Origin of the sequence: Embleya sp. NPDC005971, assembly GCF_040629175.1 — a bacterium.
GTDB lineage: Bacteria > Actinomycetota > Actinomycetes > Streptomycetales > Streptomycetaceae > Embleya.
Map to the genome: position 1 here is coordinate 604,155 of NZ_JBEXUX010000001.1, position 26,451 is coordinate 630,605.

The following is a 26,451-nucleotide window of genomic DNA, read 5'->3' on the forward strand; positions in this document are numbered from 1 at the left end:
GTTACAGGGGGCGGGGCGGGGCCGCAGGGCCGCTGTCCCGCCCTTCGTACCTACGGGCCGGCGCGCTCCCGGTCCGCCGGGCGGGCGTCAACGGGTGAGGATCTCGGCTCCGTCCTCGGTGATGGCGACGGTGTGCTCGCTGTGTGCCGTCCGGCAGCCGGTCGCGCTTCGGAGCGTCCACCCGTCGGCATCGGTGACCAGCTCGGCGGTGTCCGCCATCACCCACGGCTCCAGGGCCAGCAGCAGCCCCGGGCGCAGCTTGTACCCGCGGCCGGGCCGCCCGGTGTTCGAAATGTGCGGGTCCTGGTGCATCGTCGATCCGATGCCGTGGCCGCCGAACTCGGTGTTGATCGGGTATCCCGCCGCACCGAGGACCGAGCCGATCGCGTGCGAGATGTCGCCGGTCCGAGCCCCGGGCCGGGCGGCGGCTATCCCCGCGCTCAACGCGCGTTCGGTCGCGTCGATCAGCGCGACGCTCTCCGGGGGCTTCGAGTCGCCCACGATGAAGCTGATCGCGGAGTCCGCCGCGACGCCGCCCAGCGAGACGGCGAGGTCGAGGGTCAACAGATCACCGTCGGCCAGCGAGTAGTCGTGGGGTAGTCCGTGCAGCACCGCGTCGTTGACGGCCGTGCAGATGTAGTGGCCGAACGGCCCGCGTCCGAAGGACGGCGCGTAGTCGACGTAGCAGGACTGCGCGCCGGCCTCGACGATCATGCGCTGCGTCCACCGGTCGATGTCCAGCAGGTTCGTGCCGACCGTGCAGCGGCTCCTCACGGTCCGCAGGATGTCGGCGACCAGGGCGCCGGTGTCCTTGGCCCGGGCCAGTTCGGCGCGGTTCAGGATCTCGATCATGGGGCGTCCTCCTTGCGTTTCCAATAACTATACCGGTCTAACTGTACCGGTATTAGAATCGGCGCCATGGTCAGATTGCCCCTCACTCCCGCGGAGGTCGAGCGCGGCGAACGCCTCGGCGCCCTGCTGCGTCGCGCCCGGGGAGAACGCTCGATGCTGGAGACCGCGCTCGACGCGGGTGTCTCGCCGGAGACCCTCCGCAAGATCGAGACGGGCCGCGTGGCGACCCCGGCCTTCCCGACCATCGCGGCGATCGCCGACGTCCTCGGCCTCTCCCTCGACGCGGTGTGGGCCGAGATCAACCCGCCCGAACATGGTGTCGCCCCGATCGGCTCCGGTCACACCGCAGGTGAGCGGTTGGCCTCATAGGTCTCACTCGCGCGGCCGTATCGGCGGCGTCGTCGACGACGCCCCCGCGGAGGCGGCCGGCGGCCACACCCGAGCGGCCCGCCCTGCGGTGCCGCCCTTCGGCGCGCCCGAAACCGCCCGCCGCCCCGCCGCCACCGAACGGCTGCGCGCGGATCGGCCCCGGACAACCGGTTCGTCTCGCCGGGGGGGCGCGCGGGCGCCATCCGGGCGTGGTTCGGGCTTCATGGGGGTACGGGTGTTCCGGTCGCATTCGACGGGTACAGCAGAGCGGGAAAGTTACGTGAGGGACAAACTGGGGGCCATGTGTGGGACCGAACCCGGGGCCACACGATGGAGTGAGTGAAGGAGTGAAGCGATGGCTACCGCTCTGAAGGAGGACGACGCACAGGCCCACGTACACGGCGTGTGCTTCAAGACCGGCCCACCCGCACGGGTCGGGATCGAGTTGGAATGGATCGTGCACGACGGCGCCGACGCCCGCCGGGAGGTGGCGCCGGAGCGGCTGGACGAGGCCCTGGCCCCGCTGAAGGCGAAGGGGCTGCCGTTCGGCAGCAGGTTGACCCGTGAGCCGGGTGGGCAGGTCGAGCTGAGTTCACCGCCCGCCACATCGCTCGCCCGATGCGCCGAAGACCTCCGGGCCGACACGGCCGCCCTGGAGCAGGCGCTGGCCGCGAACGGACTGGTACTCGCCGGCCACGGCCTGGAGCCGTATCAGGACCCACCACGAGTGGTGGACCATCCCCGCTATCGGGCGATGGAGGCGTACTTCGACCGGGACGGCTCATGGGGCCGGATGATGATGCGCGGCACCGCGTCCGTGCAGGTCAACCTGGACGCGGGTGAGGAGGGCGACGGCCGCCGGGGTTACCGATCGCGGTGGGAACTGACCCACCGACTCGGCCCGGTACTGGTCGCCGCGTTCGCCAACTCGCCGCTGTGGCAGGGCAAACCGACCGGATGGCGGTCGACCCGACAACTCGTCTGGGCCCGGATGGACCCCGGCCGCACCCGGCCGCCGGGAGCACCGCCGGGAAGCGACCCCGATCCGCGCGCCGTCTGGGCGTGCTACGCGCTGGACGCCCCGCTGCTGTGTGTACGCGGTGCTTCCGCGGACGGCTGGACCGCACCCGAGGGGCTGACCTTCCGCTCCTGGCTGCGCGGCGCACCCGGTGTGCGCCCACCCACCCTGGAGGACCTCGACTACCACCTGACCACGCTCTTCCCGCCGGTTCGCCCGCGCGGTTGGCTGGAATTGCGGATGATCGACGCCCAGTGCGGTGACGACTGGGTCGTCCCCGCCGCCGTGGCCGCCACGCTGCTGGACGATCCCGCCGCGGCCGAGGCCGCGTGGGAGGCGACCGAGCCGCTGTGTCCGAACGGCTCGGCCGTACCGACCGACTCGCTCTGGAGCCGGGCCGCCCGACTCGGACCCGCCGATCCGGTACTCGGCAAGGCCGTTCGGGCCTGTTTCGCCGCCACCGAGAATGCCCTGGCCGACGCCGACGCCCCCGGCGCGCTCCGGGCGACCGTCGCCGAATTCACCCGGCGCTACGCCGAACGGGGCCGATGTCCCGCGGACGACCTGCTGGAAAGGACCGGACGATGAAGTCGTTGAAGCCATCGCAGCCGTCGAAGGCGTCGAAGCAGTCGAAGCGGTCCGGACCGGCGACGACCCGGGCCGCCCGGTCCACGGCGGCCACCGGGCCGATCGAGGCCCCCGTCGAACCCCCGCCCGCCGACCGCCGGTCGATAGCCGCGGCCGCGCTGACCCGGGCCCGGCACCGCACGCTGGCCCTGACCGACTGCCTGACCGACAAGGAACTGGCCGCGCAGCACTCCCCGTTGATGTCACCCCTGGTCTGGGACCTGGCGCACATCGGCAACCAGGAGGAGCTGTGGCTGGTCCGCCGCGCGGGAGGCGAACCCGCGCTGCGCCCGGACCTGGACCCGCTCTACGACGCGTTCCGACACCCGCGCGCGGATCGGCCCGCGTTGCCGCTGCTCGATCCCGAGCAGGCCCGGGAGTACGTCGGCCGGGTGCGCGAACTCGCGGCACGCGTACTGGAATCCGCCGATCTGGGCACCGGCGGCGATCCGCTGCTGGCCGACGGATTCGTGTTCGGCATGCTCGCCCAGCACGAACAGCAGCACGACGAGACCATGCTGGCGACCCACCAACTCCGACTCGGTGAGCCGGTGTTGCACGCCCCCGCACCACCCGGGGCGACCGACGCCGACACCCTGGCGAGCGAAGTCCTGATCCCGGCGGGCCCGTTCGAGATGGGTACGGACACCGATCCGTGGGCGCTGGACAACGAACGACCCGCGCACGTCGTGGACGTACCGGAGTTCTGGTTGGACACCGTGCCGGTGAGCAACGGGGACTACCTGGAGTTCATCGCCGACGGCGGCTATGCCGAGTCCCGCTGGTGGAGTCCGGAGGGCCTGCGCCATCGACGGGAGGCCGACCTCACCGCCCCGCTGTTCTGGCATCGGGACGGCGACACGTGGCTGCGCCGACGGTTCGGCCGTGTCGAGCCGGTGCCGCTGGACGAGCCGGTCCTGCACGTGTGCTGGTACGAGGCCGACGCCTACGCCCGCTGGGCCGGCCGGCGATTGCCGACCGAGGCCGAGTGGGAGAAGGCGGCCCGGCACGATCCGGCCGCGGGGCGCTCGTGGCGGTTTCCGTGGGGCGACGCGGAGCCCACCCCCGAGCACGCCAACCTGGGCCAACGGCACCTGCGACCGGCGGCCGCCGGCGCGTACCCGGCGGGCGCCGCGGCCTGTGGGGCCCGGCAGTTGCTGGGCGACGTCTGGGAGTGGACCGCCTCGGACTTCCTGCCCTACCCCGGGTTCGCGGCGTTTCCGTACCGGGAGTACTCCGAGGTGTTCTTCGGCCCCGGACACAAGGTGCTGCGCGGCGGCGCGTTCGGGGTCGACGAAGTGGTCGCCCGGGGCACGTTCCGCAACTGGGACCTGCCGATTCGTCGGCAGATCTTCGCCGGCTTCCGGACCGCCCGCGACGCGGCTCCCCGGGACGGCCGCTGATGTGCCGTCATCTGGCCTATCTGGGCCCGGAGGTCACCCTCGCCGAGGTGCTGGTCGACCCGGCGCACGGCCTCTACGAGCAGTCCTGGGCGCCGCGTCGGCAGCGGTACGGGACGGTCAACGTGGACGGCTTCGGCTTCGGCTGGTATCCGGGCGGGCCGGCCGCGTCGGAGCAGCCCACCGGCGCGGCCGAGGCCGCTGTGGACGTCGAACCCGCCCGCTACCGGCGCGCGTTGCCGATCTGGGCCGACCCGAACCTGCCCGATCTGGCCCGCACCGTGCGCAGCGGCGCGTTCCTGGCCGCCGTGCGCAGCGCGACCGCCGGGACCAGTGCCGACGCCGCCGCGGCGGCGCCGTTCCGGGACGGCCGCTGGTTGTTCAGCCACAACGGCGCGATCCCGGACTGGACCAGGTTGCCGATCGGGCCCGCGCTCGATCCGGCCGACCTGCTGGCCCTGGAGACCCGGTGCGACTCGGCACTGCTGTGGGCCATGCTCGCGCGCCGCATCCGCCGGCGCGAGCCCGTCGGCGGGGCGATGAGCGCGCTGGTCCGCCAGATCGCCGAGGTGCGTCCGGGCGCCCGGCTCAACCTGCTGCTCACCGACGGCGGCACCGTCTTCGCGACCCGATACGGGGACACCCTCTGGTACCGCACCGCCCCCGGGCGGGTCCTGGTGGCCTCCGAGCCCGACGAGAACACCGGCGACGGTTGGGGCCGGTGGTGCGAGGTACCCGAACACTCGCTCCTCCTGGCCACCCGCAGCGGTGTCCGCATCGCCGCGATCCGCCCGGTCCGGGCCGTCGCCGCACGTCCGTCATCCGCCCCACAGGAACGGCGTCCCATGAACAGCCGCTTCACCCTCGATCACCGGCTGCCCGCCGACTACTTCGACAGCACCCTGCGCGCCGACGTGCTCCGGGGCCTGACGGCGCCGAGCAAGTCGCTGCCACCGAAGTGGTTCTACGACGCGCGCGGCAGCGAGCTGTTCGAGGAGATCACCCACCTGCCCGAGTACTACCCCACCCGCGCCGAACAGGAGATCCTCACCCGGCGCGCCGCCGAGATCGCCGCCGTCACCCGGGCGCACACCCTGATCGAGCTCGGCTCCGGCTCCTCCCGCAAGACCCGGCTGCTCCTGGACGCGCTCACCGCCGCCGGCACGCTGGACCGCTATGTGCCGCTGGACGTGAGCGACTCGGCGCTGATCCAGGCCGGCGAAGCGCTGTGTCGGGACTACCCGGCACTGCGGGTCGCGGCCACGGTCACCGATTTCGAACACGACCTGGCCCTGGCCGACGAACCCGGCCCGCGCCTGCTCAGCTTCCTGGGCAGCACGCTCGGCAACCTCGACCCGGCCCAGCGCACGGACTTCTACCGCATCCTGCGCCGCGCCCTGAGCGCCGACGACACCCTGCTGCTCGGCGTCGACCTGGTCAAGGACCCGGACGTGCTGGTGGCCGCCTACGACGACAGCCAGGGCGTCACCGCCGCCTTCAACAAGAACGTGCTGCACGTGCTCAACCGCGAACTCGACGCCGACTTCGACCCCGACGCCTACGACCACGTCGCCCTGTGGAACGCCGAGGCGGAGCGGATCGAGATGCACCTGCGCTCGCGCGTCGACCAGACCGTCAAGATCCCGGTCGTCGACCTCTCCGTCGACTTCGCCCGCGGCGAACTCCTGCGTACCGAGATCTCCACCAAGTTCCGCCACGAGGCCCTGCTCGTCGAACTGGCCGACGCGGGCTTCACCGTCCGCCAGTGGTGGACCGACACCCGCAACCGCTTCGCACTCCTGCTGGCGGTGCCCAGCCGCTGACCGACGCTCGCCCGACGAACGGCCCCGGAGGCCGTTCGTCGGGCGAACGCCCGCCGCGCGTGAACCCCGCGGCCCGAACCCACCCGTGACGGACTCCGCGTCCCGCCGACGACGGCGCTGCGCCGAGCGGTCGGCGGCGGGTCAGTAGCTGGTGGCGACCGGTTCGCGCAGTTCGGCGTCGAGGTCGTCCGCCCCGGCCTCGGGCGGGGTGTCGCCGCGCATGCGCAGGCCGAAGAGGGCCCGAACGGCGGTGACCACGGTGAGGGCGGCGCCGAACATGTGGGTGAGCACCATCCACTCGGGCAGCCCGTTGAAGTACTGGACGTAGCCGATCAGACCCTGTGGGATCAGCACGGCCAGCAGCCACCACACGCGGCGTTGGCCGGCCTCGGGGGCGTCGGTGACGCGCATGGCCAGGGCCAGTGCGACGGCCGCGCCCAGGAGCAGGAAGGCCAGGTCGGCGTGCAGCCAGGCCATCTGGTCGATGTCCACGTCGAAGCGCTTGGCCTTGAGGTCGCCGGCGTGCGGTCCGGAGCCGGTGACCACGGTGCCGATCACGATCAGCGCGCCGGCCACCGCCAACGTGCCGTAGCCGAACCAGCGGATCTCCGGGCGGACCAGCAGCCGGGCCGGCGCGTCGCCCTCGCCGGCGCGTTCGTACAGCGCGACCGCCGACGCGATCAGCAACATGGACAGGAGCAGGTGACTGGCCACCGCCATCGGGTGCAGGTCGGTGAGCACGGTGATGCCGCCCAGCACGGCCTGGCCGACCACGGTGCCGATCTGGATCCAGGCCAGCGTGGTGATGTCCTTGCGGCGCACGGTCAGCCGGTACGCGGCCACCACGCAGGCCACCGCGATCGCGCCGACCACGTAGGTCAGCATGCGGTTGCCGAACTCGATGTACGCGTGGTGGCTCACCGCCTCGTGCGGCGTCCAGTTGCTGGTGTCGCTGTCGCACCGGGGCCAGGTGTCGCAGCCCAGGCCCGAGTCGGTGAGTCGGACGAGACCGCCCGTGACGACGATGCCGATCTGCGCCACCAGGTTCGCGAGGAACACGCGGCGCGCGACGAGTGGGGAGACGGCCTGCAGACTCATGCGCGACATGCTACGTCGTGAATGAATTCACAAGCGCACCAGGGGTGTCCGTCGACGCCGATCCCGCCGCCCCCCGGCCCCGCTCGCGGGCCCTACTCCCAGCGGAAGAAGCGCGCCGCCGCGCCCAGCCCCAAAACCGCCCAGACCGCCAGAATCGCCAAGTCGCCCAACGGCAACCCCGATCCGTCCCGGAGCACGTCCCGCAGCCCGTCCGACAACGCCGAGATCGGCAGCAGCGCGAGCGTGTGCTCGACCCCGGAGGGGAATTTGTCCAGCGGCACGATCACCCCGCCGCCCAGCAGCAGCAGGACGAACACCAGGTTGGCGGCGGCCAGGGTGGCCTCGGCCCGCAGCGTCCCGGCCATCAGCAGGCCCAGCCCGGAGAACGCCGCCGTGCCCAGGACCAGGAGCAGGACCACCCACACGGGATTCCCGTGCGGCGACCAACCCAGCGCCAGCGCGATCACCACGAGCAGCGCCACCTGGAGGATCTCCACCAACAACACGCAGGCCGTCTTGGCGACCATCAACCCCCAGCGCGGCAGCGGCGTCGAGCCGAGCAGTTTGAGCACGCCGTAGCGCCGCTCGAACCCGGTCGCGATCGCCTGCCCGGTGAACGCGGTCGACAACACCGCCAGCGCGAGCACTCCCGGCGTCAGGAAGTCCACCCGCTCGCCGTCCCCGGTGTCCACGATGTCCGCCGAGGAGAAGACCACCAGCAGCAGCGTGGGGATGATGATCGTCAGCAACAGTTGTTCGCCGTTGCGCAGCAACATCCGGGTTTCCAGGGCGCTCTGCGCCAGGATCATCCGGCGCAGCGGCGCCGCCCCCGGCGCGGGCACGAACGTACCGCGCGTCTGCTCCTTCGCCACCGCGCTCAACTCCGCAGCTCCCGTCCGGTCAGCTCCATGAACACGTCCTCCAGGCTGCGTCGTTCCACGGTCAGCCGCTCCGGCATCACCCCGTGCTGCGCGCACCACGAGGTGACCGTGGCCAGCAGTTGCGGGTCGATGTCGCCCTCGATCCGGTACGCGCCGCGGGAGACCTCGATCGCCTTGGCGCCCTCCGGGAGCGCGTTCAGCAGCGAGCCCAGGTCCAGGCCGGGCGGCCCGGCGAAGCGCAGCGAATTCTCCGCGCCGTCGTGGCACAGCGCCTCGGGCGAGCCGGACGCGATCACCCGACCCCGATCCACGATCGCCACCTCGTCGGCGAGCTTTTCCGCCTCGTCCATCAGGTGGGTGGTCAGCACCACGCTCACCCCGTCGGTGCGCAGCTCGCGCACCAGGTCCCAGGTGGCGTGCCGGGCGTGCGGGTCGAGGCCGGCGGTCGGCTCGTCCAGGAAGACCAGTTCGGGGCGGCCGACCACGGCGAGCGCGAGCGCGAGGCGCTGCTGCTGTCCGCCGGACAACCGCCGGTAGGTGGTGCGCCCGCACGAGTCCAGGCCCAGTCGCTCGATCAGCATCGGCACGTCCAGGGGGTTCGCGTGCAGCTTCGCGACGTGGCGCAACATCTCCTCGGCGCGGGCTCCCGAGTACACGCCGCCCGCCTGCAACATCACCCCGATCCGGGGCCGCAGCGCGGCGGCGTCGCGCACCGGGTCCAGGTCGAGCACCCGTACCCGTCCCGCGTCGGCCCGCCGGTAGCCCTCGCAGATCTCGATCGTGCTGGTCTTGCCGGCTCCGTTGGGGCCGAGCACCGCGGTCACCAGGCCGCGTTCGACGGTGAGCGAGAGCCCGTCCACGGCGGTCTTGTCGCCGTAGCGCTTGACCAGGCCGGTGATCGCGACTGCCGGCGGCGAGGAGTCCATGACGAGTCAGTCTAGAAAGGTCCGGGTGCCCTTCGTGTGGGGGTCTTCCGGATCGGCACACCTGACGGTGTGTCAGGAAAATCCGCAGGTCGGAGGGGTCGTCCGCGCGAGTGTGTTGTTAGGCACACCTAAGTGACGGACCGCACGTGATCACCGTTTGGTCTGGCGAACGATTAACGCAACAATGGTGTTGTGGAATACATGCGGACGAGCGAAGAGGCACCGAGGCGGACCCCCGCCGCGGCTGTCGGCACGCCCGAGCATGACGGTCACGAGGGCACCCGGCACCGGGTCACCCGTTCGATCGTCGACCACGGCCCGTCCACCGCGGCGGATCTGGCCGAACGATTGGAGCTGACCCCGGCGGGCGTGCGTCGCCATCTGGACGCACTGGTCGCCGAGGGTGTAGTCGAGGCCACCGAACAGCGCGTCCACGGGCGCCGAGGCCGGGGCCGTCCGGCCAAGGTGTTCGCGCTCACCGACGTCGGCCGCTCCGGGTTCCACCAGGAGTACGACGAGCTGGCGGCCGAGGCGCTGAGCTTCGTGGCCGAGCATCTCGGCAACGAGGCGGTGGCGAAATTCGCCCGCGAGCGGCTTGCCGCCCGCGAGGAGAGGTATCGTCCCTCGGTCGAGTCCGCGCCTCCCGGGGAGCGGGCCCGAGCGCTGGCCGAGGCGCTGTCCGCCGACGGGTATGCCGCGAGTGCGCGGCCCGCACCCGGCGGAGAGCAGCTTTGCCAGCACCACTGTCCGGTGGCTCATGTCGCCGAGCGGTTCCCGCAGCTCTGCGAGGCCGAGGCCGAGGTGTTCGCACGCCTTCTCGGCACGCACGTGCAACGGCTGGCGACGATCGCCCACGGCGACGGCGTCTGCACCACGCACGTTCCCGCTGTGCAGGTTGAATCGGCCGGTGCGACCGGTCGCGGGGTCGGCTCGTCCGGCCCGAAGGTCGGCTCGTCCGGCCTGGCCGGCTCGTCCGGCCGCAAACGCAGCGAAGACAAGAATCCGCCGCGCCGGGGCCCTTCCCGTTCGCGGGAATCGACCGACGCCACCCCGGCTTCCGGGAGGACTACTTCATGACCACCGACGCTCGCCCCGAGCTCGAGGGCCTGGGCACCTACGAGTACGGCTGGGCCGACTCGGACACCGCCGGCGCCTCGGCGCGACGAGGCATCTCCGAAGAGGTCGTCGCGGATATCTCGGCGAAGAAGTCCGAGCCCGAGTGGATGTTGAAGCAGCGCATGAAGGGCCTTCGGCTCTTCGGCAAGAAGCCGATGCCGACGTGGGGCTCCGACCTCTCCGGGATCGACTTCGACAACATCAAGTACTTCGTGCGCTCGACCGAGAAGCAGGCCGCCTCGTGGGAGGACCTGCCCGAGGACATCAAGAACACCTACGACCGTCTCGGCATCCCGGAGGCGGAGAAGCAGCGCCTGGTCGCGGGCGTCGCCGCGCAGTACGAGTCCGAGGTCGTCTACCACCAGATCCGCGAGGACCTGGAGGAGCAGGGCGTCATCTTCCTGGACACCGACACCGGGCTGCGCGAGCACCCGGAGCTGTTCAAGGAATACTTCGGCTCGGTCATCCCGACCGGCGACAACAAGTTCTCCGCGCTGAACACCGCGGTGTGGTCCGGTGGCTCGTTCATCTACGTCCCGCCGGGCGTGCACGTGGAGATCCCCCTCCAGGCCTACTTCCGGATCAACACCGAGAACATGGGCCAGTTCGAGCGCACGCTGATCATCGCCGACGAGGGCTCGCACGTGCACTACGTCGAGGGCTGCACGGCGCCGATCTACAAGTCGGACTCGCTGCACTCGGCCGTGGTCGAGATCATCGTCAAGAAGAACGCCCGGGTGCGGTACACGACCATCCAGAACTGGTCGAACAACGTGTACAACCTGGTGACCAAGCGCGCGGTGGCCCACGAGGGCGCCACGATGGAGTGGATCGACGGCAACATCGGTTCCAAGGTCACCATGAAGTACCCGGCCGTGTGGCTGCTCGGCGAGCACGCCAAGGGCGAGACCCTGTCGATCGCCTTCGCGGGCGAGGGCCAGCACCAGGACGCCGGTTCGAAGATGGTGCACTGCGCCCCGAACACGTCGTCCAACATCGTGTCCAAGTCGGTCGCGCGTGGCGGTGGCCGCACCTCCTACCGCGGTCTGGTCCAGATCGAGGAGGGTGCGCACGGCTCGACCTCGTCGGTCAAGTGCGACGCGCTGCTCGTGGACACGGTCAGCCGCTCGGACACCTACCCGTACGTCGACGTCCGCGAGGACGACGTGTCGATGGGTCACGAGGCGACCGTCTCCAAGATCTCCGACGACCAGCTTTTCTACCTCATGAGCCGCGGCATGACCGAGGACGAGGCCATGGCGATGATCGTGCGCGGGTTCGTCGAGCCCATCGCGCGCGAACTCCCCATGGAGTACGCCCTCGAGTTGAACCGCCTGATCGAGCTTCAGATGGAAGGGGCTGTGGGCTAGTCCATGGCTGCGAACACCAACACTCCCGGTAGCACCACCGCCGGATCGATCGCCGTGCGCGAGGCCGGGGCCGAGAACGTGCTCGCCGGCCCCGGCACCGGCCGCTCGGTCGCCCAGCCCGCGGACGCCCGTCAGGTCGCCGCCGCGTCCTACGACGTGGCCGACTTCGTGGTGCCCACCGGTCGCGAGGAGGACTGGCGGTTCACCCCGCTGGCCCGCCTGCGCGGCCTGCACGACGGCACCGCCGCCGGCGGAGACCGGGGCGAGGTCACCGTCTCGGTGACCGCGCCCGAGGGCGTCACCGTCGAGACCGTCGACCGCACCGACGCGCGGATCGGCCGGGCCGGCGCGCCCGTCGACCGGGTCGCGGCCCAGGCGTACAGCTCGTTCGAGAAGGCCACGCTCGTCGTGGTCGGCAAGGACACACAGCTCGCCGAGCCGGTCGTGGTCACCCTGCACGGCGCCGGTGGCACCGCGTTCGGGCACGTCACGATCGAGGTCGAGCGGTTCGCCGAGGCGACCGTGGTGCTCGACCACGGCGGCTCCGCGACCTACGCGCAGAACGTCGAGTTCATCGTCGGCGACGGCGCCAGTCTCAAGGTCGTGTCGATCCAGGACTGGGACGCCGACTCCGTGCACGTGGCCTCGCACCTGACCCGGGTGGGTCGGGACGCGTCGTTCACGTCGGTCGTGGTCACCCTCGGCGGCGACCTGGTCCGGCTGTTCCCGCGCGTGGTCTACGACGCCCCGGGCGGCGACGCCGAGCTGTACGGCGTCTACTTCGCCGACGCCGGCCAGCACCTGGAGCACCGGCTGTTCGTCGACCACGACGTGCCGCAGTGCCGCAGCCTGGTCACCTACAAGGGCGCGCTGCAGGGCGCGGACGCGCACACCGTGTGGATCGGCGACGTGCTCATCCGGGCCGCCGCCGAGGGCACCGACACCTACGAGCTCAACCGCAACCTGGTGCTCACCGACGGCGCGCGCGCGGACTCGGTGCCCAACCTGGAGATCGAGACCGGCGAGATCGCCGGCGCCGGGCACGCCAGCGCGACCGGGCGCTTCGACGACGAGCAGCTCTTCTACCTCCAGTCGCGCGGCATCCCGGCGGACGAGGCCCGCCGGCTGGTCGTGCGCGGCTTCTTCGCCGAGGTGATCGCCCGGGTCGGCATCGCCGACCTCCAGGAGCGGTTGATGAAGCAGATCGAGGCGCGCCTCGAAGGCGGCGCCCGATGAGCTACCTCAAGGCGTGTGCCGAGACCGACCTGCACGAGGACACGCCGCTGCGCGTCGTGCTCGACGAGGTCCCGGTCACCCTCGTGCGCACCGAGGGCGACGTCTACGCGATCAACGACGTGTGCTCGCACGCCAACGTGTCGCTCTCCGAGGGAGAGGTCGAGGACTGCGCGATCGAATGCTGGCTGCACGGCTCGCGCTTCGATCTGCGTACCGGCCGTCCCTCGGGCCCCCCGGCCAATCTGCCGGTCCCCGTGTACCCCGTGAAGATCGACGGCGGCGCCGTCTATGTCGAAGTGAACCAGGAGTCCTGAGTCCGTTATGGCAACGCTTGAGATCCGCGACCTGCACGTCAGTGTGGACGCCGAGAACGGTCCGCGCGAGATCCTTCGCGGCGTCGACCTGACCGTGAAGCAGGGCGAGACCCACGCCATCATGGGCCCGAACGGCTCCGGCAAGTCGACCCTGGCGTACTCGGTCGCGGGCCACCCGAAGTACCAGGTGACCGGCGGGAGTGTGCTGCTCGACGGCGAGGACGTGCTGTCCATGACCGTCGACGAGCGGGCCCGCGCCGGCCTGTTCCTCGCCATGCAGTACCCCGTCGAGGTCGCCGGCGTCTCGGTGTCCAACTTCCTGCGCACCGCCGCCACCGCCACCCGTGGCGAGGCTCCCAAGCTGCGGCTGTGGATCAAGGAGGTCAAGGAGGCCATGGAGCGTCTCCAGATGGACCCGGCCTTCGCCGAGCGCAACGTCAACGAGGGCTTCTCCGGCGGCGAGAAGAAGCGCCACGAGATCCTTCAGTTGGAGCTGCTGCGCCCGAAGATCGCGATCCTGGACGAGACCGACTCCGGCCTGGACGTCGACGCGCTGCGCGTGGTGTCCGAGGGCGTGAACCGGGTGCAGGCCACCGGGCAGATCGGCACCCTGCTGATCACCCACTACACCCGCATCCTGAAGTACATCAAGCCCGACCACGTGCACGTCTTCGCGGCCGGCCGGATCGTCGAGTCCGGCGGCGCCGAACTCGCGGACAAGCTGGAAGACGAAGGCTACGAGGCGTACACCGGCAAGGGGGAGACTGCATGACAGTGCACCTGCCGGGGCTGCTCGACACGGACACGATCCGCAAGGATTTCCCGATCCTCGAACGGCTCCTGCACGGCGACAAACCGCTTGTCTATCTGGACAACGCGGCGACGTCGCAGACCCCGCGTCAGGTGATCGACGCCATGACGCACTACTACGCGAACAGCAACGCGAACGTGCACCGGGGCGTGCACGTGCTGGCCGAAGAGGCCACCGCGCTGTACGAGGGTGCCCGGGACAAGGTCGCGGCGTTCATCAACGCGCCCAGCCGGGACGAGGTGATCTTCACCAAGAACTCCTCCGAGGCGATCAACCTCGTGGCCAACATGCTGACCTGGGCGGACGAACCGTTCAAGGTCGGCGTGGGCGCCGACGTGGTGATCACCGAGATGGAGCACCACTCGAACATCGTTCCGTGGCAGTTGCTCGCGCAGCGCACCGGCACGAAGCTCAAGTGGTTCGGGCTCACCGACGAGGGCCGGCTCGACCTGTCGAACATCGAGCAGGTGATCACCGAGGAGACCAAGGTCGTCTCGGTCGTGCACACCTCGAACATCCTCGGCACGGTCAACGACCTGGAGCCGATCGTGCGCCGGGCGCACGACGTCGGCGCCCTGGTCGTGGTCGACGCGTCGCAGGCCGCGCCGCACATGGTGCTCGACGTCCAGGCCCTGGGCGCCGACTTCGTCGCGTTCACCGGCCACAAGATGTGCGGGCCGACCGGCATCGGCGTGTTGTGGGGCCGGCTGGGCCTGCTGGAGGAGCTTCCGCCGTTCCTGGGCGGCGGCGAGATGATCGAGACCGTGACGATGAGCGCGTCCACGTACGCGCCCGCGCCGCACAAGTTCGAGGCCGGCACCCCGCCGATCACGGAGGCGGTCGGACTCGGTGCGGCGATCGACTACCTGTCGGCGATCGGCATGGATCGCATCGCCGCGCACGAGCACGCGATCACGGGTTACGCGATCGACGCGCTCAACGCCGTCGAGGGTCTGAAGATCATCGGTCCGGCGGACAACGTGGCACGCGGTGCGGCGATCTCCTTCACGTTCGGCGACATCCACCCGCACGACGTGGGTCAGGTGCTCGACGAGCAGGGCATCGCGGTCCGGGTGGGTCACCACTGCGCCCGTCCGGTCTGCCTGCGGTTCGGCGTGCCGGCGACCACACGAGCCTCGTTCTACCTCTACTCGACGCCGGCCGAGGTCGACGCGTTGGTGGCCGGGCTGGAACATGTTCGACAGTTTTTCGGTTAGCAACGATTCGGCCGGGCAGGGGCGGGAGGCGAAGAGATGAAGCTCGACGGGATGTACCAGGAGATCATCCTGGATCACTACCGGCACCCCCATAACAAGGGGCTGCGGGACCCGTTCGACACCGAGGTCCACCACGTCAACCCGACCTGTGGGGACGAGGTCACGCTGCGCGTGAAGCTGGACGGCGAGAAGGTTCTCGACGTCAGCTACGAGGGCCAGGGCTGTTCGATCAGTCAGGCCAGCGCGTCCGTGATGACCGATCTGGTGATCGGGCACACCATCGAGGACGCGCTGCACGCGGGGGACGCCTTCCTCGCGCTCATGCAGTCCAAGGGGCAGGGCGAGCCGGACGAGGACGTCCTGGAGGACGCCGTGGCGTTCGTCGGCGTCAGCAAGTACCCGGCGCGGGTGAAGTGCGCGCTCCTGGGATGGATGGCCTTCAAGGACGCCACGGCGCAGGCGCTCGAGACGCGTGTGCCGGTGCCGGAGACGCCCGGGCGGGCGTCGGAGACGACGGAAGGGCAGAAATGACCGAGACGCAGGCGCGACCGGCGGCCACGCCGGAGGACGTCACCGAGGCGATGTACGACGTCGTCGACCCCGAGCTCGGGATCAACGTCGTCGACCTGGGCCTGGTGTACGGCGTGCACGTGGACGACGCGAACATCGCCACCATCGACATGACGCTCACCAGTGCGGCGTGTCCGTTGACGGACGTGATCGAGGACCAGACGCGGAGTGCGACCGAGGGGATCGTCGCGGACATGCGGATCAACTGGGTCTGGATGCCGCCGTGGGGGCCGGACAAGATCACCGACGACGGGCGCGAGCAGCTTCGAGCGCTCGGGTTCAATCTGTAGCTTCCGGGGCCGGCGGGCTCCTTCGGCCTCATGCGCCGGCCGGGCGGCTCGACCTCGTGCGCCCGCCGGGCCGAGTCGGCTCCGTGTGCCGGGTGGGCCGGATCGGTCTTGGGTGTTGGTTGGTGTGGGGCGCCGGGTGGTCGACTTTCGTCGGGCCGCCCGGCGCTTTTTCGCGTCAGGGGCGGGGCTGGGTCACGCCGAGGAGTTCGAGGACGTCGGTGTCGCCGCGTTGTTGGAGGCGGTGCAGGACGGCCTTGAGGTCGATCCCGGGTTCCAGGCCGATGCGGGCGCCGAGGAGTTCGGGGAGGTTGACCTGCTCGGGGACCGGGTCGACGCCGGTGTGGCGTAGGGCGCGGGCCCAGCGGGGCAGGCGGACCGTGGCGTCGCCGCGGACCAGGCGGGCCTCCAGGCGGCCCTGGTGGATGGACGAGATGAAGACCATGTCGCCCTCGTGCGCGGACAGGCCGGCCAGGATCGCGCGCAGCGACACCAGGTAGGGCGTGTCGGCCCAGCGCAGCGCCGCCGGGCCGTGTCCGTGGTGCAGCCGGACCTGACCGCCGGCCGTGACACCCAGGGCCTGGGCGAACGCCACCGGCACCTTGACCGGCTCGCCTTCCAGCATCGCGGTGGACACGTCGACCCGGAACGCCCACGCGCCGGTGTCCTCGCGGAAGCAGCCCGCGGTCCAGGACGGATCGCCGATCGGCGCCGGCTGTTGCTTCTGGGCCGGCCGCTCCAGCGTGTCCGCCGAGCGGGAGAGCACGTGGTCGTTCTCCACCTGGAAGCCCTCCAGCCGGCCGATCCAGGCGGTCTGCAGTGGCTTGCGGATGCCCATCGCGGCCAGGTCGCGCTCCAGCGCCCGCAGCGGCACCGGGCCGTGCGCGCAGGCCGCGTCCAGGGTGCTCTGGGTGCGGTCGGACAACTCGCCGAGCGGCGCGGTGGAAAGCCACCCGTCCACCGACGTGTGCAGGCCGAGCAGGCCGCGCAGCACCTGCCACACCTGGATCTCCAGGCCCGGCACGGTCTCGGTGTGCTTGGGGTGCAGCGTGCGCAGTTCGGACACCGTGGTCAGCACGCCGAGCCGGTCCCGGACGAAGCTCAGGTGCACCCGGACCGGTGCGCCCTCGGAGCGGGCGATCCGCTCGTCCAGGCTGCGCCGCAGGTCCCGCTCCATGATCTTGACCTCGGCCGGCGACGTGCCGAACTCGGCCGCCAACGACTCCAGATCGCGTGGTGCGTCGGTGAACAGCCGGTCCCGGGCGAGCACCTTGCGCTGCGGTTCGGCGGTGGTGAACCAGGACCCCAGGATGGCGACCGGGTCGCCGCCGCCGGGTTCGCCGGCGCGCGACGGCGGCCGGTCGACGAGCATCGTGACGTCCTCGGTCGCGGGCAGCGTGCCCGGCACCATCTCGACGGTGGCCTCCAGGTCGGCGGCGGCGGCCTTGGTGCCCCGGTTGGTTCGCGGCACCACCGAGTGGTCCGGCGGCGCGGGCACCGACGGTACCTCCGCCGTGGTCGCGGCGGCCGCGGCCGGCTCCGCGGCGGAGGTCGGGGCCGGTGCGGTGCGCGGCGGGTGGCTCGGTCGGGGCGGGATGCGCAGGCCCTCGGGGGTGCGCGGCACGTCCGACTCGCCCACCGCCGGTACCGCGCCCGCGGTGGGCGGCGGGACCTCGCCGAACGCGTCCTGCCCGGGGTCTTCGGCGGAATCCGACCCGGCGGACCCCGACTTCGACTTCGGCGCCGGCTCCGCCTTCGATGTCGACTGCGGTGCCGGTTCGGCGGGCGTGGCGGTCCGGCCGCGTCCCTTGAGCGTGCGGATCGGGATGTCCGCGACCGTCATCGGCGGCGTCTCGCCGTACGCGTCCACGCCGGGCTGGTCGCCCTCGGTCGCGAGTTCGGCGGACACCGCGCGCGGCGGCGCGTCCTCGGAGGTGTCCTCGGTCCGGAGCACCGGCTTCGGACGGCCGGCGGCCGGGGCCACGTCGGCCCGGGTGGGCGGCGGGATCTCGCCGTACGCGTCCCGACCCTCCGCCGCGTCCGGCGTCGACGCGGACGACCCGCTCGGCTCGGCCGCCGCTTCGTCGCTCCCGGGCCCGGCCACCGGCGGCGCCGGCATCGCGAGCGACGCCCGCAGCCCGGACGGAACCTGGGTGAGCAGCGCGGTCAACGCCGTCCGGACCTCCTCCGAGGCGTCCTCCAGGCCGACCACCGCGGCGGTCTCCAGGGTGACCTGGGCGAGTTGCGCCATCAGCGGTACGTCCGGCGCCTGGTCGGCCAGCCAGCGCACCACGGTGCCCAGTTCGGCGGTCAGCGGCTCGGGCAGCTTGACCGGGCGTAGTTCGTCCTCGTCCAGGTCGCCCCAGTCGTCCGGGGTGTCCCAGTCGCCGTCGATCGGCGCGGGCGGGATCAGGACGGGCGCCGGTGCGGGGGTGGGTTCCGGCTCGGGCTCCAGCTCGGTCGGGGTCGGTTCCGGTCGCGGTTCGAGCGTCGAGGCCGAGGCGAGTGCCGGTACCGGCTCGCTCGCGGCGGTCTCGGGTGGGTCGAACATCGCGTCCACGTCCACCGATTCGTCGTCCTCGGGCAGCAGCCCGAGCACCTCCTCGAACAGCCGGGCCACCAACGGGCGCACCGTCGAGGTACCGATCTGGGTCCAGTCGCCGACCTCGCGCACGGTGGTGGTGAGCAGGTCCGCCCAGTCCGGTGTACGCACCATCACGTTCGTCCGGGCGCCGTCGGGCCACTGGGACAGGCGGAAGCCGTTGCGGGCCAGCCACGCCCCCGGCAACAGGTCGCCCAGGCGCAGGTGTCGAAGCTCGGTGTAGGCCAGATCGGCCAGGCGCCCCGGCAACTCGTCCCGACCGAAGGTGTTCGCGGCCCGGACCACGGGCACGCTCATCCACCACGCTGCGGGCAGGTCCTCGTGTTCGAGGTAGTCCGCGACGAGTTCGGGCGCGACGAAGCGCAGGGCCGGTACGAAATCGGCCAGAGTGGCCTGGAGCCGGGGCTGCATGCAGGTCCTCCGTGACGCGGTCGGTACCCCCGACGTTAGCGGCCGGGTGGCGAGCGGGCACCGGGGTGTCCCGGGCCGTTGCCATCTGCTTGCGGGACGAAGCGGCGGATCGGTTGGTTCCCCGAGCCCCGTCTCGGGCCGTGCGATCCGGGTCACGCGGCGGTCCCGGCGCGCTGCCCGGAGCGGCTTTCGTCGGAGATCGCTACCCCGCCGAGCAGGGCGGGAACCGTGTCCAGGGCGCCCGACGGCGCCTTCGCCGGGGACGCGCGCCGATCGAGCGCCGGTCACGCGTCCATCGCCGGCCCGCGCCACGTTTCACGAGGGGGAAAGAAGTCGATCTCACCAACAGTGGAGACAAGGACGGCTAGCTTGGACAAAGGTCGCCGATGCCACCGGCCGCCTCGTTCGGGCCATCAGGGGAGAGCAGGGGGAGACGTGGGGGAAACCGCATCAACGCCGCGATCCGGGGAGGCTTCGGCCGGTCCGCTGCTCCTGTCGTTGCGGTTGACGGCGACCGTGGAGGCGATCCCACGAGCCCGGCACGCGCTGCGTCGGGTGCTCGACGAGCGAGCTCCCGATGCGCCCGGGGACACCCTCGAACTGCTCCTGTCGGAGCTGGTCACCAATGCGGTCAAACACTCGACGCGAGGTCGTACGGTCGCGGTGGCGGTGCTGCGGAGGGAGAACTCGATTCGGATCGCGGTCGTGGACCACGACGCGGCGCTTCCGGAGCCGGGGGGTGCGGTGGACCTGCTGGACGAGCATGGGCGTGGGTTGTTGTTGGTGGAGGCGATGGCGGAGGAGTGGGGGAGTTACCCGGTGCCGGATGGGAAGGTGGTCTGGTGCGATGTGAAGACCGTGGCTTGAACTCGGGCGCGGAGCGCGGGAGTTCTGGGCTGCGGTGATTGGCCTCATGCGCCGGCCGGGCTGGGTGGCCTCATGCGCCGGCCGGGCTGGTTCGCCTCATGCGCCGGCGGGGCTGATTTGGCCTCAAGCGCCGGCGGGGCTGGTTCGCCTCGTGTGCCGGCTGGGTTGGTTTGCTTTGGGGCGGCGGGATGGGGACTTGTGGGTTGGGTGGGGTTAGAGGGGGGTGGTGAAGGTGTTGCATTTGGTGGGGTCGGCTGTGGTGTAGCCCTGGTGGAACCATTTTTGGCGTTGGGCTGCGGAGCCGTGGGTCCAGGTTTCGGGGGTTACCCGGCCCTGGAATTGTTGTTGGATGCGGTCGTCGCCGACGGCGGCTGCGGCGTCGAGGCCGTCGGCGATGTCCTGGTCGGTGAGGCTGGTGATCAGGGGGCGGCCGTTGCTCTGTGGAGTCGTGGTGGCGTGGCGGGCCCAGACGCCCGCGTAGCAGTCGGCCTGGAGTTCGAGGCGGACCGAGCCGCCCTGCGGGCCCTGGCGGTCGTTGCCGACCTTGGCCATTTGGCCGGTCAGGTCCTGGATGTGGTGGCCGTACTCGTGGGCGAGTACGTATGCCTCGGCGAAGGGGCCGCCCCTGGCGCCGAACCTGCCGCGCAGGTCGTCGAAGAAGCCCAGGTCGATGTAGACCCTGCGATCGCCCGGGCAGTAGAAGGGGCCCACCGCCGAGGTCGCCCCGCCGCACGCGGTCGAGGTGCTGCCGGTGAAGAATCGGGTGGGCGCGGGTCGGTAGGCGGCGCCTTGGCGCCGGTATTCGTCGGTCCAGTACGTCTGCACGCTGTTGACCACCCCGACGATCCGACAGTCGTCGCGTGCGTTGGCGTCCGTGCCCTTGCGGCACGAGTCCTCGAGCGCGCGGTTGTCCGCCGGTGCGGAGCCGCCGCCGCCGTCGTCGCTCAGGCCGAGCCGGTCCGGGCTCAGGCCGAAGATCAGGCCGAGCACCACCACGATCAGCCCCGCCGCGCCGCCGCCCACCGCGACGCCGGGTCGGCGCGGCCCGCCGCCGCGCGCACCGCGGCGGTCCTCGATCTGCGACGTGTCGAGATCCGCGTCGTCGTCGAACTGCATCGGGGCACCGCCTGCGTAGAAGAGGAGGGGGATCAGGGGTGACGGATATCCCTTTTTCAGGTATTTATCGCCCGCGTCGCTCCACTGCCCGCAAGACGCCCGGGAATCCGGTGTGGGCGCTCCCGTAGACTCGGGTGCATGGTCGGTTTCTCTGGATATCCCCGCGAGCGGCCTTAGCGCGGTGTGGCTTCCCCTGCGAGCCCCGCACGACCGTCCGTCTTCGTCAGTCCCCGACCGGGAGTCCAGTCCTTCATGATCAACGCAACCAACGTCGAACTGCGGGCCGGCGCCCGCATCCTGCTCGAACCGGCCTCCTTCCGGGTCGCGGCCGGCGACCGGATCGGCCTGGTCGGCCGCAACGGCGCCGGCAAGACCACCCTGACCAAGACGCTCGCCGGGGAGACCCAGCCGGCGTCCGGCACCATCACCAGCAGCGGCGAGGTCGGCTACCTCCCGCAGGACCCGCGCACCGGCGACCTGGACGTGCTCGCCCGGGATCGGATCCTGTCCGCGCGCGGCCTGGACGTGGCGCTGACCGGGATGCGCGAGGCCGAGGGCCTGATGGCCAGCGCCAGCGGCGAGACCGCCGCGAAGGCGATGCGCAAGTACTCGCGGCTGGAGACCGAGTTCCTGACCAAGGGCGGCTACGCGGCCGAGGCCGAGGCGGCCACCATCGCGGCCAGCCTGGGGTTGCCGGACCGGATCCTGGGCCAGGAACTGCACACCCTCTCCGGTGGCCAGCGGCGCCGGGTCGAGCTGGCCCGGATCCTGTTCTCGGACGCCGACACGTTGCTCCTGGACGAGCCCACCAACCACCTCGACGCCGACTCGATCGGCTGGCTGCGCGAGTTCCTCAAGACCTACAAGGGCGGCTTCATCGTGATCAGTCACGATGTCGGCCTGATGGAGGCGTGCGTCAACAAGGTGTTCTACCTGGACGCCAACCGCACCACCATCGACATCTACAACGTCGGCTGGAACGCCTACAAGCTCCAGCGCGAGACCGACGAGCGCCGGCGCAAGCGCGAGCGGGCCAACGCGGAGAAGAAGGCCGACCAGCTCTTCACCCAGGCCGACAAGATGCGAGCCAAGGCGACCAAGACGGTGGCCGCGCAGAACATGGCCCGGCGCGCCGAGAAGCTGCTCTCCGGGCTGGAGAGCGAGCGCAGGTCGGACAAGGTCGCCAAGCTGCGCTTCCCCAAGCCGGCACCCTGCGGGAAGACCCCGCTGATGGCGACCGGCCTGTCCAAGTCGTACGGCTCGCTGGAGATCTTCACCGACGTCGACCTCGCCATCGACAAGGGTTCGCGGGTGGTCATCCTGGGCCTCAACGGCGCAGGCAAGACCACGCTGCTCCGGCTGCTGGGCGGTGTCGAGAATCCGGACACCGGCAAGATCGAACCCGGCCACGGGCTCCAACTCGGTTACTACGCACAGGAACACGAGACGCTCGACCCGGAGCGCACGGTCCTGGAGAACATGCGCTCGTCCTCGCCCGACCTCGACCTGGTCGAGGTGCGCAAGGTGCTGGGTTCGTTCCTGTTCTCCGGCGACGACGTGGACAAGCCGGCCGGGGTGCTCTCCGGCGGTGAGAAGACCCGGCTGGCCCTCGCGACGCTCGTGGTCTCCAAGGCCAACGTGTTGCTCCTGGACGAGCCCACCAACAACCTCGACCCGGCCAGCCGCGCCGAGGTGCTGGACGCGCTGCGCACCTACGAGGGCGCCGTCGTCCTGGTCACCCACGACGAGGGTGCGGTCGAGGCGCTCCAGCCGGAGCGGATCATCCTGCTTCCGGACGGCGTCGAGGACCTGTGGAACGAGGATTACGCGGACCTGGTCGCGCTCGCCTGATCCACCCGGGCGCCCGCGCCCGGACCCCCGGAACCACCGACACCCCGTCGGGTTGCCGTCATCGGCAACCCGACGGGGTGATCGCTTTCGTCCCCTCGACAGGTTTTCGCCACGAAACCCTCACAAAGGGAAGCCGTCGTTCCGGTCCTGGGGTGACGTCGCTCACCGGCCTCGACGGCGACGCAGAGCAAGGTCGCGAATCTCATGGGTGACCAGCGTCTTTGTCGGCGGACACAGGATTCGGTCAAGCATTCGGCACGGGAAGGCGCGATTCCGCTCGGGTGATCTTTGTGTGCAAGAGGCCACGCGCCGCGATGATCAAGCCTTCGGGCCTGGTGGAATCACTGGCCATGCCATGCCCCAGGGGTGATCATGGGATTCCAGAGCGCACTTCCTATGAGGAGGCACGTGTGGCCGAGACTCTGAAGAAGGGCAGCCGGGTGACCGGTGCCGCGCGCGAGCAGCTCGCGGCAGACCTCAAGAAGAAGTACGACTCCGGTGCCAGCATCCGCGCGCTTGCGGAGGAGACGGGCCGTTCCTACGGCTTCGTGCACCGGATGCTCAGCGAGTCCGGGGTGACCCTCCGAGGCAGGGGTGGGGCAACGCGGGGCAAGGCCAAGACCGCCGCGTCGTCCTCGGCCTGAGGTCGAGTTCCGGAGGATCGGATTCACCGTACCGTCCGTCGAACGACCATGTGACCGACCGGTAACGTCGGGCGCGTGGTCGTTCGACGGAAGCGACCCGAACACGGGAGGGACCGTGGACGTGGTGGCGAATCAGCTCGACAGTACGAACAGCAACGGCGGCACGGACAACAACGGCGGCGGGGTCGGCGATGCCGATCACGCGGCACGGCAGGGCCTTTCGGTCGTGATCGAAGGTTCGCTCGCGGTGGTGACCCTCACCAACCCCGATCGGCGCAACGCGCAGACTCCCGCGCTCTGGCGCGCGCTCGCCGCAGTCGGTCGCGACCTGCCCGGTGACGTCCGGGCCGTGTTGTTGCGCGCGGAGGGTACGTCCTTCTCCGCGGGCCTGGATCGGCGGATGTTCCCCGGTGGAGGGGGCATCGCGGGGGAATCGGATCTCGTCACCTTGGCTGGGGCGAGCGACGACGAACTCGACGCGACCATCGCCTCGTTCCAGGAGGCGTTCACGTGGTGGCGGCGCCCCGATCTGATCACCGTGGCCGCTGTGCAGGGGCATGCGGTGGGCGCGGGCTTCCAGTTGGCGCTGGCCTGCGATCTGCGGGTGTGTGCCGACGACGCGCGGTTCTCGATGCGTGAGACCGCGCTCGGTCTGGTCCCGGACCTGGCCGGGACCAAGCCGTTGGTCGACCTCGTCGGCTATGCCCGCGCCCTGGAGATCTGTGTCACCGGGCGCTGGGTCGGTGCCGCGGAGGCGGTGTCGACGGGAATGGCCACCCTCGCCGTGCCCGGCGAGGAACTCGACGGCGCCGCACGCGACCTGGTGGCCGCGCTGCTGGCCGCGCCGCGCGACGCGGTGATCGAGACGAAGGCCCTGCTCGCGGGCGCTTCGACGCGTACCTACGACGAGCAGCGTGCCGCCGAACGCGCGGCCCAGGCCCGCCGGCTGCGCGACCTCGCCGGGACCGGCGAATAGCGAGACCCGCGTCACACGTCGAGCCGCCGTCCGCGCTCGAAAGCCGGATCGCACCCGGGACTAAGCAGGCCCATGCCGGCGTTCCTGTACACGAAGTGCTGAGGTTGACTCAGGATTTTGTTGTGATCATTCGATACGTACGGGATGTACGGGGAACGAGGCGGGATGAGTGGCGGCGGCCCGATGGGCATGAATCTGCGGTCCTACACGCGGGACGCGTCGGTGGTCGAGCGCAGGCTCGCGCCCGGCACGGTTCGGCGGGTGGGCGAGTTCGCGCGACCTTTCGCGCGGCAGATCACCGCGTATCTGGTCCTGGTCGTGATCGGCGCGGTGTTGACCATCGTGCCGCCGCTGCTCGCGCAGCGGATCGTGGACGACGGGGTGCTCAAGGGCGACGGTCACCTGGTGACCGTGCTCGCGATGGTGGTGGCGGGCATCGCGCTGCTCGCCGCCGGGTTCGGCCTGGCCGAGCGGTGGTATTCGGCGCGGATCGGCGAGGGGTCGATCTACGAGCTGCGCAGTCGGGTGTTCGCGCATGTACAGCGGCAGCCGATCGCGTTCTTCACCAGGACCCAGACCGGCGCGCTGATCTCGCGGCTGAACAACGACGTGTTGTCCGCGCAGCGCGCGTTCACCTCGACGCTGGCCGGTGTGGTGTCCAACCTGGTGAGCCTGGTGCTGGTGGCGGGCACGATGTTCTACCTGGCCTGGCAGATCACCCTGATCTCGCTGGTCCTGCTCCCGCTGTTCCTGCTGCCGGCCAAGTGGATCGGGCGTCGGTTGCAGACCATGACGCGCGAGCAGATGCAGTTGAACGCCGAGATGTCGACCGTGATGACCGAGCGGTTCAACGTCTCCGGCGCGATGCTGGCCAAGATCTTCGGTCGGCCCGACGAGGAGGACGCGCTGTTCTCCGGGCGGGCCGCCCGGGTGCGCGACATCGGCATCCGGATCGCGTTGGTGAACCGGGTGTTCGCCACCGCGCTGACCCTGGTCGCCTCGCTGGCGACCGCGCTGGTGTACCTGATCGGCGGGCATCTGGCGGTGGACGGGCGGCTGACGGTGGGCACGTTGGTCGCGCTGACGGTGTTGCTGGGGCGGCTGTACGGGCCGCTGACCGCGCTGGCGAACGTGCGGGTGGACGTGATGACCGCGTTGGTCAGCTTCGAGCGGGTCTTCGAGGTGTTCGACCTGCCCGCGATGATCGCCGACAAGCCGGACGCCCGGCCGCTGCCGGCGGATGCGGCCACGGTCGAGTTCGACGGCGTCGGGTTCGCCTACCCCGGCGCGGACCAGGTCTCGTTGGCCTCGCTGGAGAGCGTCGCGGTACTCGATCGGCGACGCTCCGAACCGGTGTTGCACGACGTGTCCTTCCGGGCCGAGCCCGGCCAGGTGGTGGCCCTGGTGGGGCCCTCGGGCGCGGGCAAGACCACGATCACCTCGCTGGTCGGCCGGCTCTACGACGCGACCGAGGGGTCGGTGCGGATCGGTGGCCACGACGTGCGCGACGTCACGCTGGACTCGCTGCGCGACGCGGTCGGCGTGGTCACCCAGGACTCGCACATGTTCCACGACACGATCCGCGGCAACCTGCTCTACGCCAGGCCGGACGCGAGCGAGGAGCAACTGTGGGCGGCGCTGCGCGGGGCGAACATCGGTGAGCTGGTGGCCGAGTTGCCGGACCGGCTGGACACCGTGGTCGGCGAACGCGGACACCGGTTGTCCGGCGGCGAGAAGCAGCGGCTGGCGATCGCCCGACTGTTGCTCAAGTCACCGCGGGTGGTGGTGCTCGACGAGGCGACCGCGCACCTGGACTCCGAGTCCGAGGCGGCGGTGCAGCAGGCGCTGGCCACCGCGCTCGAGGGCCGCACCGCGCTGGTGATCGCGCACCGGTTGTCCACCGTGCGCGACGCCGACCTGATCCTGGTGGTCGACGGCGGCGGCATCGTGGAACGCGGCACGCACGCCGAGTTGCTCGTCCGGAACGGACTGTACGCGGACCTGTACCACCGTCAGTTCCGGGACCGGGAGGTGGCGCCGGACGAATCCGAGGCGCTGGCCATCTGAGC

Annotated in this window: 23 protein-coding genes and 1 pseudogene; 18 read left to right on the forward strand and 6 right to left on the reverse strand. The window is 70.9% G+C overall.

Features of this window, described 5'->3' with window-relative positions; all coding sequences use genetic code 11:
• Positions 1–87: 87 nt before the first annotated feature.
• Complete coding sequence (map, locus tag ABZ374_RS02605; RefSeq protein ID WP_360305257.1) at positions 88–852, reverse strand: type I methionyl aminopeptidase; 765 nt, start codon at positions 850–852, stop codon at positions 88–90.
• Positions 853–918: 66 nt separating this feature from the next.
• Between map and ABZ374_RS02610 the strand changes: the two genes are divergently transcribed.
• The 5 genes and pseudogenes from ABZ374_RS02610 to egtD all read left to right on the forward strand — a co-directional run bounded on the left by ABZ374_RS02610 (position 919) and on the right by egtD (position 6,089).
• Positions 919–1,221, forward strand: a complete 303-nt coding sequence (locus ABZ374_RS02610) for a helix-turn-helix transcriptional regulator (protein ID WP_360305259.1) — start codon at positions 919–921, stop codon at positions 1,219–1,221.
• Positions 1,222–1,576: 355 nt separating this feature from the next.
• Positions 1,577–2,827 (forward strand): ergothioneine biosynthesis glutamate--cysteine ligase EgtA, encoded by a 1,251-nt coding sequence (egtA, locus tag ABZ374_RS02615; RefSeq protein WP_360305261.1) that lies wholly within the window; start codon positions 1,577–1,579, stop codon positions 2,825–2,827.
• On the forward strand, positions 2,824–4,269 hold the full coding sequence (gene egtB / locus ABZ374_RS02620; RefSeq protein WP_360305263.1) for an ergothioneine biosynthesis protein EgtB: 1,446 nt from the start codon (positions 2,824–2,826) through the stop codon (positions 4,267–4,269). The genes egtA and egtB overlap by 4 nt, the downstream gene beginning before the upstream one ends.
• Positions 4,269–4,991, forward strand: a pseudogene (gene egtC, locus ABZ374_RS02625) (ergothioneine biosynthesis protein EgtC); the annotation flags it as partial. The gene egtB and the pseudogene egtC, both read left to right, overlap by 1 nt.
• A 120-nt stretch (positions 4,992–5,111) precedes the next feature.
• Complete coding sequence (gene egtD / locus ABZ374_RS02630; RefSeq protein ID WP_360305485.1) at positions 5,112–6,089, forward strand: L-histidine N(alpha)-methyltransferase; 978 nt, start codon at positions 5,112–5,114, stop codon at positions 6,087–6,089.
• Positions 6,090–6,230: 141 nt separating this feature from the next.
• Here egtD and ABZ374_RS02635 read toward each other — a convergent pair whose 3' ends face one another.
• From ABZ374_RS02635 to ABZ374_RS02645, 3 genes are all read right to left on the reverse strand, one after another.
• A complete protein-coding gene (locus ABZ374_RS02635; RefSeq protein WP_360305265.1) occupies positions 6,231–7,187 on the reverse strand; it encodes a COX15/CtaA family protein in 957 nt (318 codons plus the stop codon).
• A 92-nt stretch (positions 7,188–7,279) separates the two neighbouring features.
• Positions 7,280–7,996: an ABC transporter permease gene (locus ABZ374_RS02640; RefSeq protein WP_360305487.1), complete on the reverse strand. Its 717-nt coding sequence runs from the start codon at positions 7,994–7,996 to the stop codon at positions 7,280–7,282.
• Between the two features lie 68 nt (positions 7,997–8,064).
• Positions 8,065–8,994 carry an ABC transporter ATP-binding protein gene (locus ABZ374_RS02645; protein ID WP_360305267.1) on the reverse strand — a complete coding sequence of 310 codons (930 nt, stop codon included), beginning with the start codon at positions 8,992–8,994 and terminating at the stop codon, positions 8,065–8,067.
• 201 nt (positions 8,995–9,195) lie between these two features.
• Here ABZ374_RS02645 and ABZ374_RS02650 point away from each other — a divergent pair, with 201 nt between their 5' ends.
• Genes ABZ374_RS02650 through ABZ374_RS02685 form a run of 8 tightly spaced genes read left to right on the forward strand, consistent with a single transcriptional unit; the run spans position 9,196 to position 15,918 of the window.
• Positions 9,196–10,071, forward strand: a complete 876-nt coding sequence (locus ABZ374_RS02650; RefSeq protein WP_360305489.1) for a metalloregulator ArsR/SmtB family transcription factor — start codon at positions 9,196–9,198, stop codon at positions 10,069–10,071.
• Positions 10,068–11,480, forward strand: coding sequence for a Fe-S cluster assembly protein SufB (sufB, locus tag ABZ374_RS02655; RefSeq protein ID WP_360305269.1), 1,413 nt, complete (start codon positions 10,068–10,070; stop codon positions 11,478–11,480). The genes ABZ374_RS02650 and sufB overlap by 4 nt, the downstream gene beginning before the upstream one ends.
• Positions 11,481–11,483: 3 nt before the next feature.
• Complete coding sequence (gene sufD, locus ABZ374_RS02660) at positions 11,484–12,716, forward strand: Fe-S cluster assembly protein SufD (RefSeq protein WP_360305271.1); 1,233 nt, start codon at positions 11,484–11,486, stop codon at positions 12,714–12,716.
• Positions 12,713–13,030, forward strand: coding sequence for a non-heme iron oxygenase ferredoxin subunit (locus ABZ374_RS02665; RefSeq protein WP_360305273.1), 318 nt, complete (start codon positions 12,713–12,715; stop codon positions 13,028–13,030). Before sufD ends, ABZ374_RS02665 begins: the two co-directional genes overlap by 4 nt.
• 7 nt (positions 13,031–13,037) lie before the next feature.
• A complete protein-coding gene (gene sufC, locus ABZ374_RS02670; protein ID WP_360305275.1) occupies positions 13,038–13,802 on the forward strand; it encodes a Fe-S cluster assembly ATPase SufC in 765 nt (254 codons plus the stop codon).
• Complete coding sequence (locus tag ABZ374_RS02675; RefSeq protein WP_360305277.1) at positions 13,799–15,058, forward strand: cysteine desulfurase; 1,260 nt, start codon at positions 13,799–13,801, stop codon at positions 15,056–15,058. Before sufC ends, ABZ374_RS02675 begins: the two co-directional genes overlap by 4 nt.
• 36 nt (positions 15,059–15,094) lie before the next feature.
• Positions 15,095–15,589, forward strand: a complete 495-nt coding sequence (sufU, locus tag ABZ374_RS02680) for a Fe-S cluster assembly sulfur transfer protein SufU (RefSeq protein ID WP_360305279.1) — start codon at positions 15,095–15,097, stop codon at positions 15,587–15,589.
• Positions 15,586–15,918, forward strand: a complete 333-nt coding sequence (locus tag ABZ374_RS02685) for a metal-sulfur cluster assembly factor (protein ID WP_020553543.1) — start codon at positions 15,586–15,588, stop codon at positions 15,916–15,918. The genes sufU and ABZ374_RS02685 overlap by 4 nt, the downstream gene beginning before the upstream one ends.
• A gap of 175 nt (positions 15,919–16,093) precedes the next feature.
• Here ABZ374_RS02685 and ABZ374_RS02690 read toward each other — a convergent pair whose 3' ends face one another.
• Positions 16,094–18,928, reverse strand: coding sequence for a hypothetical protein (locus ABZ374_RS02690; protein ID WP_360305281.1), 2,835 nt, complete (start codon positions 18,926–18,928; stop codon positions 16,094–16,096).
• A gap of 435 nt (positions 18,929–19,363) precedes the next feature.
• On the opposite strand from ABZ374_RS02690, the gene ABZ374_RS02695 reads away from it, so the two are divergent.
• A complete protein-coding gene (locus ABZ374_RS02695) occupies positions 19,364–19,795 on the forward strand; it encodes an ATP-binding protein (RefSeq protein ID WP_360305283.1) in 432 nt (143 codons plus the stop codon).
• A gap of 213 nt (positions 19,796–20,008) precedes the next feature.
• Here ABZ374_RS02695 and ABZ374_RS02700 read toward each other — a convergent pair whose 3' ends face one another.
• Positions 20,009–20,911, reverse strand: a complete 903-nt coding sequence (locus ABZ374_RS02700) for a neutral zinc metallopeptidase (protein WP_360305285.1) — start codon at positions 20,909–20,911, stop codon at positions 20,009–20,011.
• A gap of 252 nt (positions 20,912–21,163) precedes the next feature.
• Between ABZ374_RS02700 and ABZ374_RS02705 the strand changes: the two genes are divergently transcribed.
• From ABZ374_RS02705 to ABZ374_RS02720, 4 genes are all read left to right on the forward strand, one after another.
• A complete protein-coding gene (locus ABZ374_RS02705) occupies positions 21,164–22,762 on the forward strand; it encodes an ABC-F family ATP-binding cassette domain-containing protein (protein ID WP_360305287.1) in 1,599 nt (532 codons plus the stop codon).
• Between the two features lie 410 nt (positions 22,763–23,172).
• The gene (locus ABZ374_RS02710; protein WP_020553538.1) at positions 23,173–23,406 is read left to right on the forward strand and encodes a helix-turn-helix domain-containing protein; all 234 of its coding nucleotides are present in this window, start codon (positions 23,173–23,175) and stop codon (positions 23,404–23,406) included.
• Positions 23,407–23,632: 226 nt separating this feature from the next.
• Positions 23,633–24,382 carry an enoyl-CoA hydratase/isomerase family protein gene (locus ABZ374_RS02715; RefSeq protein WP_360305491.1) on the forward strand — a complete coding sequence of 250 codons (750 nt, stop codon included), beginning with the start codon at positions 23,633–23,635 and terminating at the stop codon, positions 24,380–24,382.
• A gap of 165 nt (positions 24,383–24,547) precedes the next feature.
• Positions 24,548–26,449: an ABC transporter ATP-binding protein gene (locus tag ABZ374_RS02720; RefSeq protein ID WP_360305289.1), complete on the forward strand. Its 1,902-nt coding sequence runs from the start codon at positions 24,548–24,550 to the stop codon at positions 26,447–26,449.
• Positions 26,450–26,451: the final 2 nt, after the last annotated feature.

Excerpts from the sequence above, each read along its gene's own strand:
- map (WP_360305257.1), bottom strand. The coding sequence starts at position 852 with ATGATCGAGATCCTGAACCGCGCCGAACTGGCCCGGGCCAAGGACACC.
- ABZ374_RS02610 (WP_360305259.1), top strand. The coding sequence starts at position 919 with ATGGTCAGATTGCCCCTCACTCCCGCGGAGGTCGAGCGCGGCGAACGC.
- egtA (WP_360305261.1), top strand. The coding sequence starts at position 1,577 with ATGGCTACCGCTCTGAAGGAGGACGACGCACAGGCCCACGTACACGGC.
- egtB (WP_360305263.1), top strand. The coding sequence starts at position 2,824 with ATGAAGTCGTTGAAGCCATCGCAGCCGTCGAAGGCGTCGAAGCAGTCG.
- egtD (WP_360305485.1), top strand. The coding sequence starts at position 5,112 with ATGAACAGCCGCTTCACCCTCGATCACCGGCTGCCCGCCGACTACTTC.
- ABZ374_RS02635 (WP_360305265.1), bottom strand. The coding sequence starts at position 7,187 with ATGAGTCTGCAGGCCGTCTCCCCACTCGTCGCGCGCCGCGTGTTCCTC.
- ABZ374_RS02640 (WP_360305487.1), bottom strand. The coding sequence starts at position 7,996 with ATGATCCTGGCGCAGAGCGCCCTGGAAACCCGGATGTTGCTGCGCAAC.
- ABZ374_RS02645 (WP_360305267.1), bottom strand. The coding sequence starts at position 8,994 with ATGGACTCCTCGCCGCCGGCAGTCGCGATCACCGGCCTGGTCAAGCGC.
- ABZ374_RS02650 (WP_360305489.1), top strand. The coding sequence starts at position 9,196 with ATGCGGACGAGCGAAGAGGCACCGAGGCGGACCCCCGCCGCGGCTGTC.
- sufB (WP_360305269.1), top strand. The coding sequence starts at position 10,068 with ATGACCACCGACGCTCGCCCCGAGCTCGAGGGCCTGGGCACCTACGAG.
- sufD (WP_360305271.1), top strand. The coding sequence starts at position 11,484 with ATGGCTGCGAACACCAACACTCCCGGTAGCACCACCGCCGGATCGATC.
- ABZ374_RS02665 (WP_360305273.1), top strand. The coding sequence starts at position 12,713 with ATGAGCTACCTCAAGGCGTGTGCCGAGACCGACCTGCACGAGGACACG.
- sufC (WP_360305275.1), top strand. The coding sequence starts at position 13,038 with ATGGCAACGCTTGAGATCCGCGACCTGCACGTCAGTGTGGACGCCGAG.
- ABZ374_RS02675 (WP_360305277.1), top strand. The coding sequence starts at position 13,799 with ATGACAGTGCACCTGCCGGGGCTGCTCGACACGGACACGATCCGCAAG.
- sufU (WP_360305279.1), top strand. The coding sequence starts at position 15,095 with ATGAAGCTCGACGGGATGTACCAGGAGATCATCCTGGATCACTACCGG.
- ABZ374_RS02685 (WP_020553543.1), top strand. The coding sequence starts at position 15,586 with ATGACCGAGACGCAGGCGCGACCGGCGGCCACGCCGGAGGACGTCACC.
- ABZ374_RS02690 (WP_360305281.1), bottom strand. The coding sequence starts at position 18,928 with ATGCAGCCCCGGCTCCAGGCCACTCTGGCCGATTTCGTACCGGCCCTG.
- ABZ374_RS02700 (WP_360305285.1), bottom strand. The coding sequence starts at position 20,911 with ATGCAGTTCGACGACGACGCGGATCTCGACACGTCGCAGATCGAGGAC.
- ABZ374_RS02705 (WP_360305287.1), top strand. The coding sequence starts at position 21,164 with ATGATCAACGCAACCAACGTCGAACTGCGGGCCGGCGCCCGCATCCTG.
- ABZ374_RS02720 (WP_360305289.1), top strand. The coding sequence starts at position 24,548 with ATGAGTGGCGGCGGCCCGATGGGCATGAATCTGCGGTCCTACACGCGG.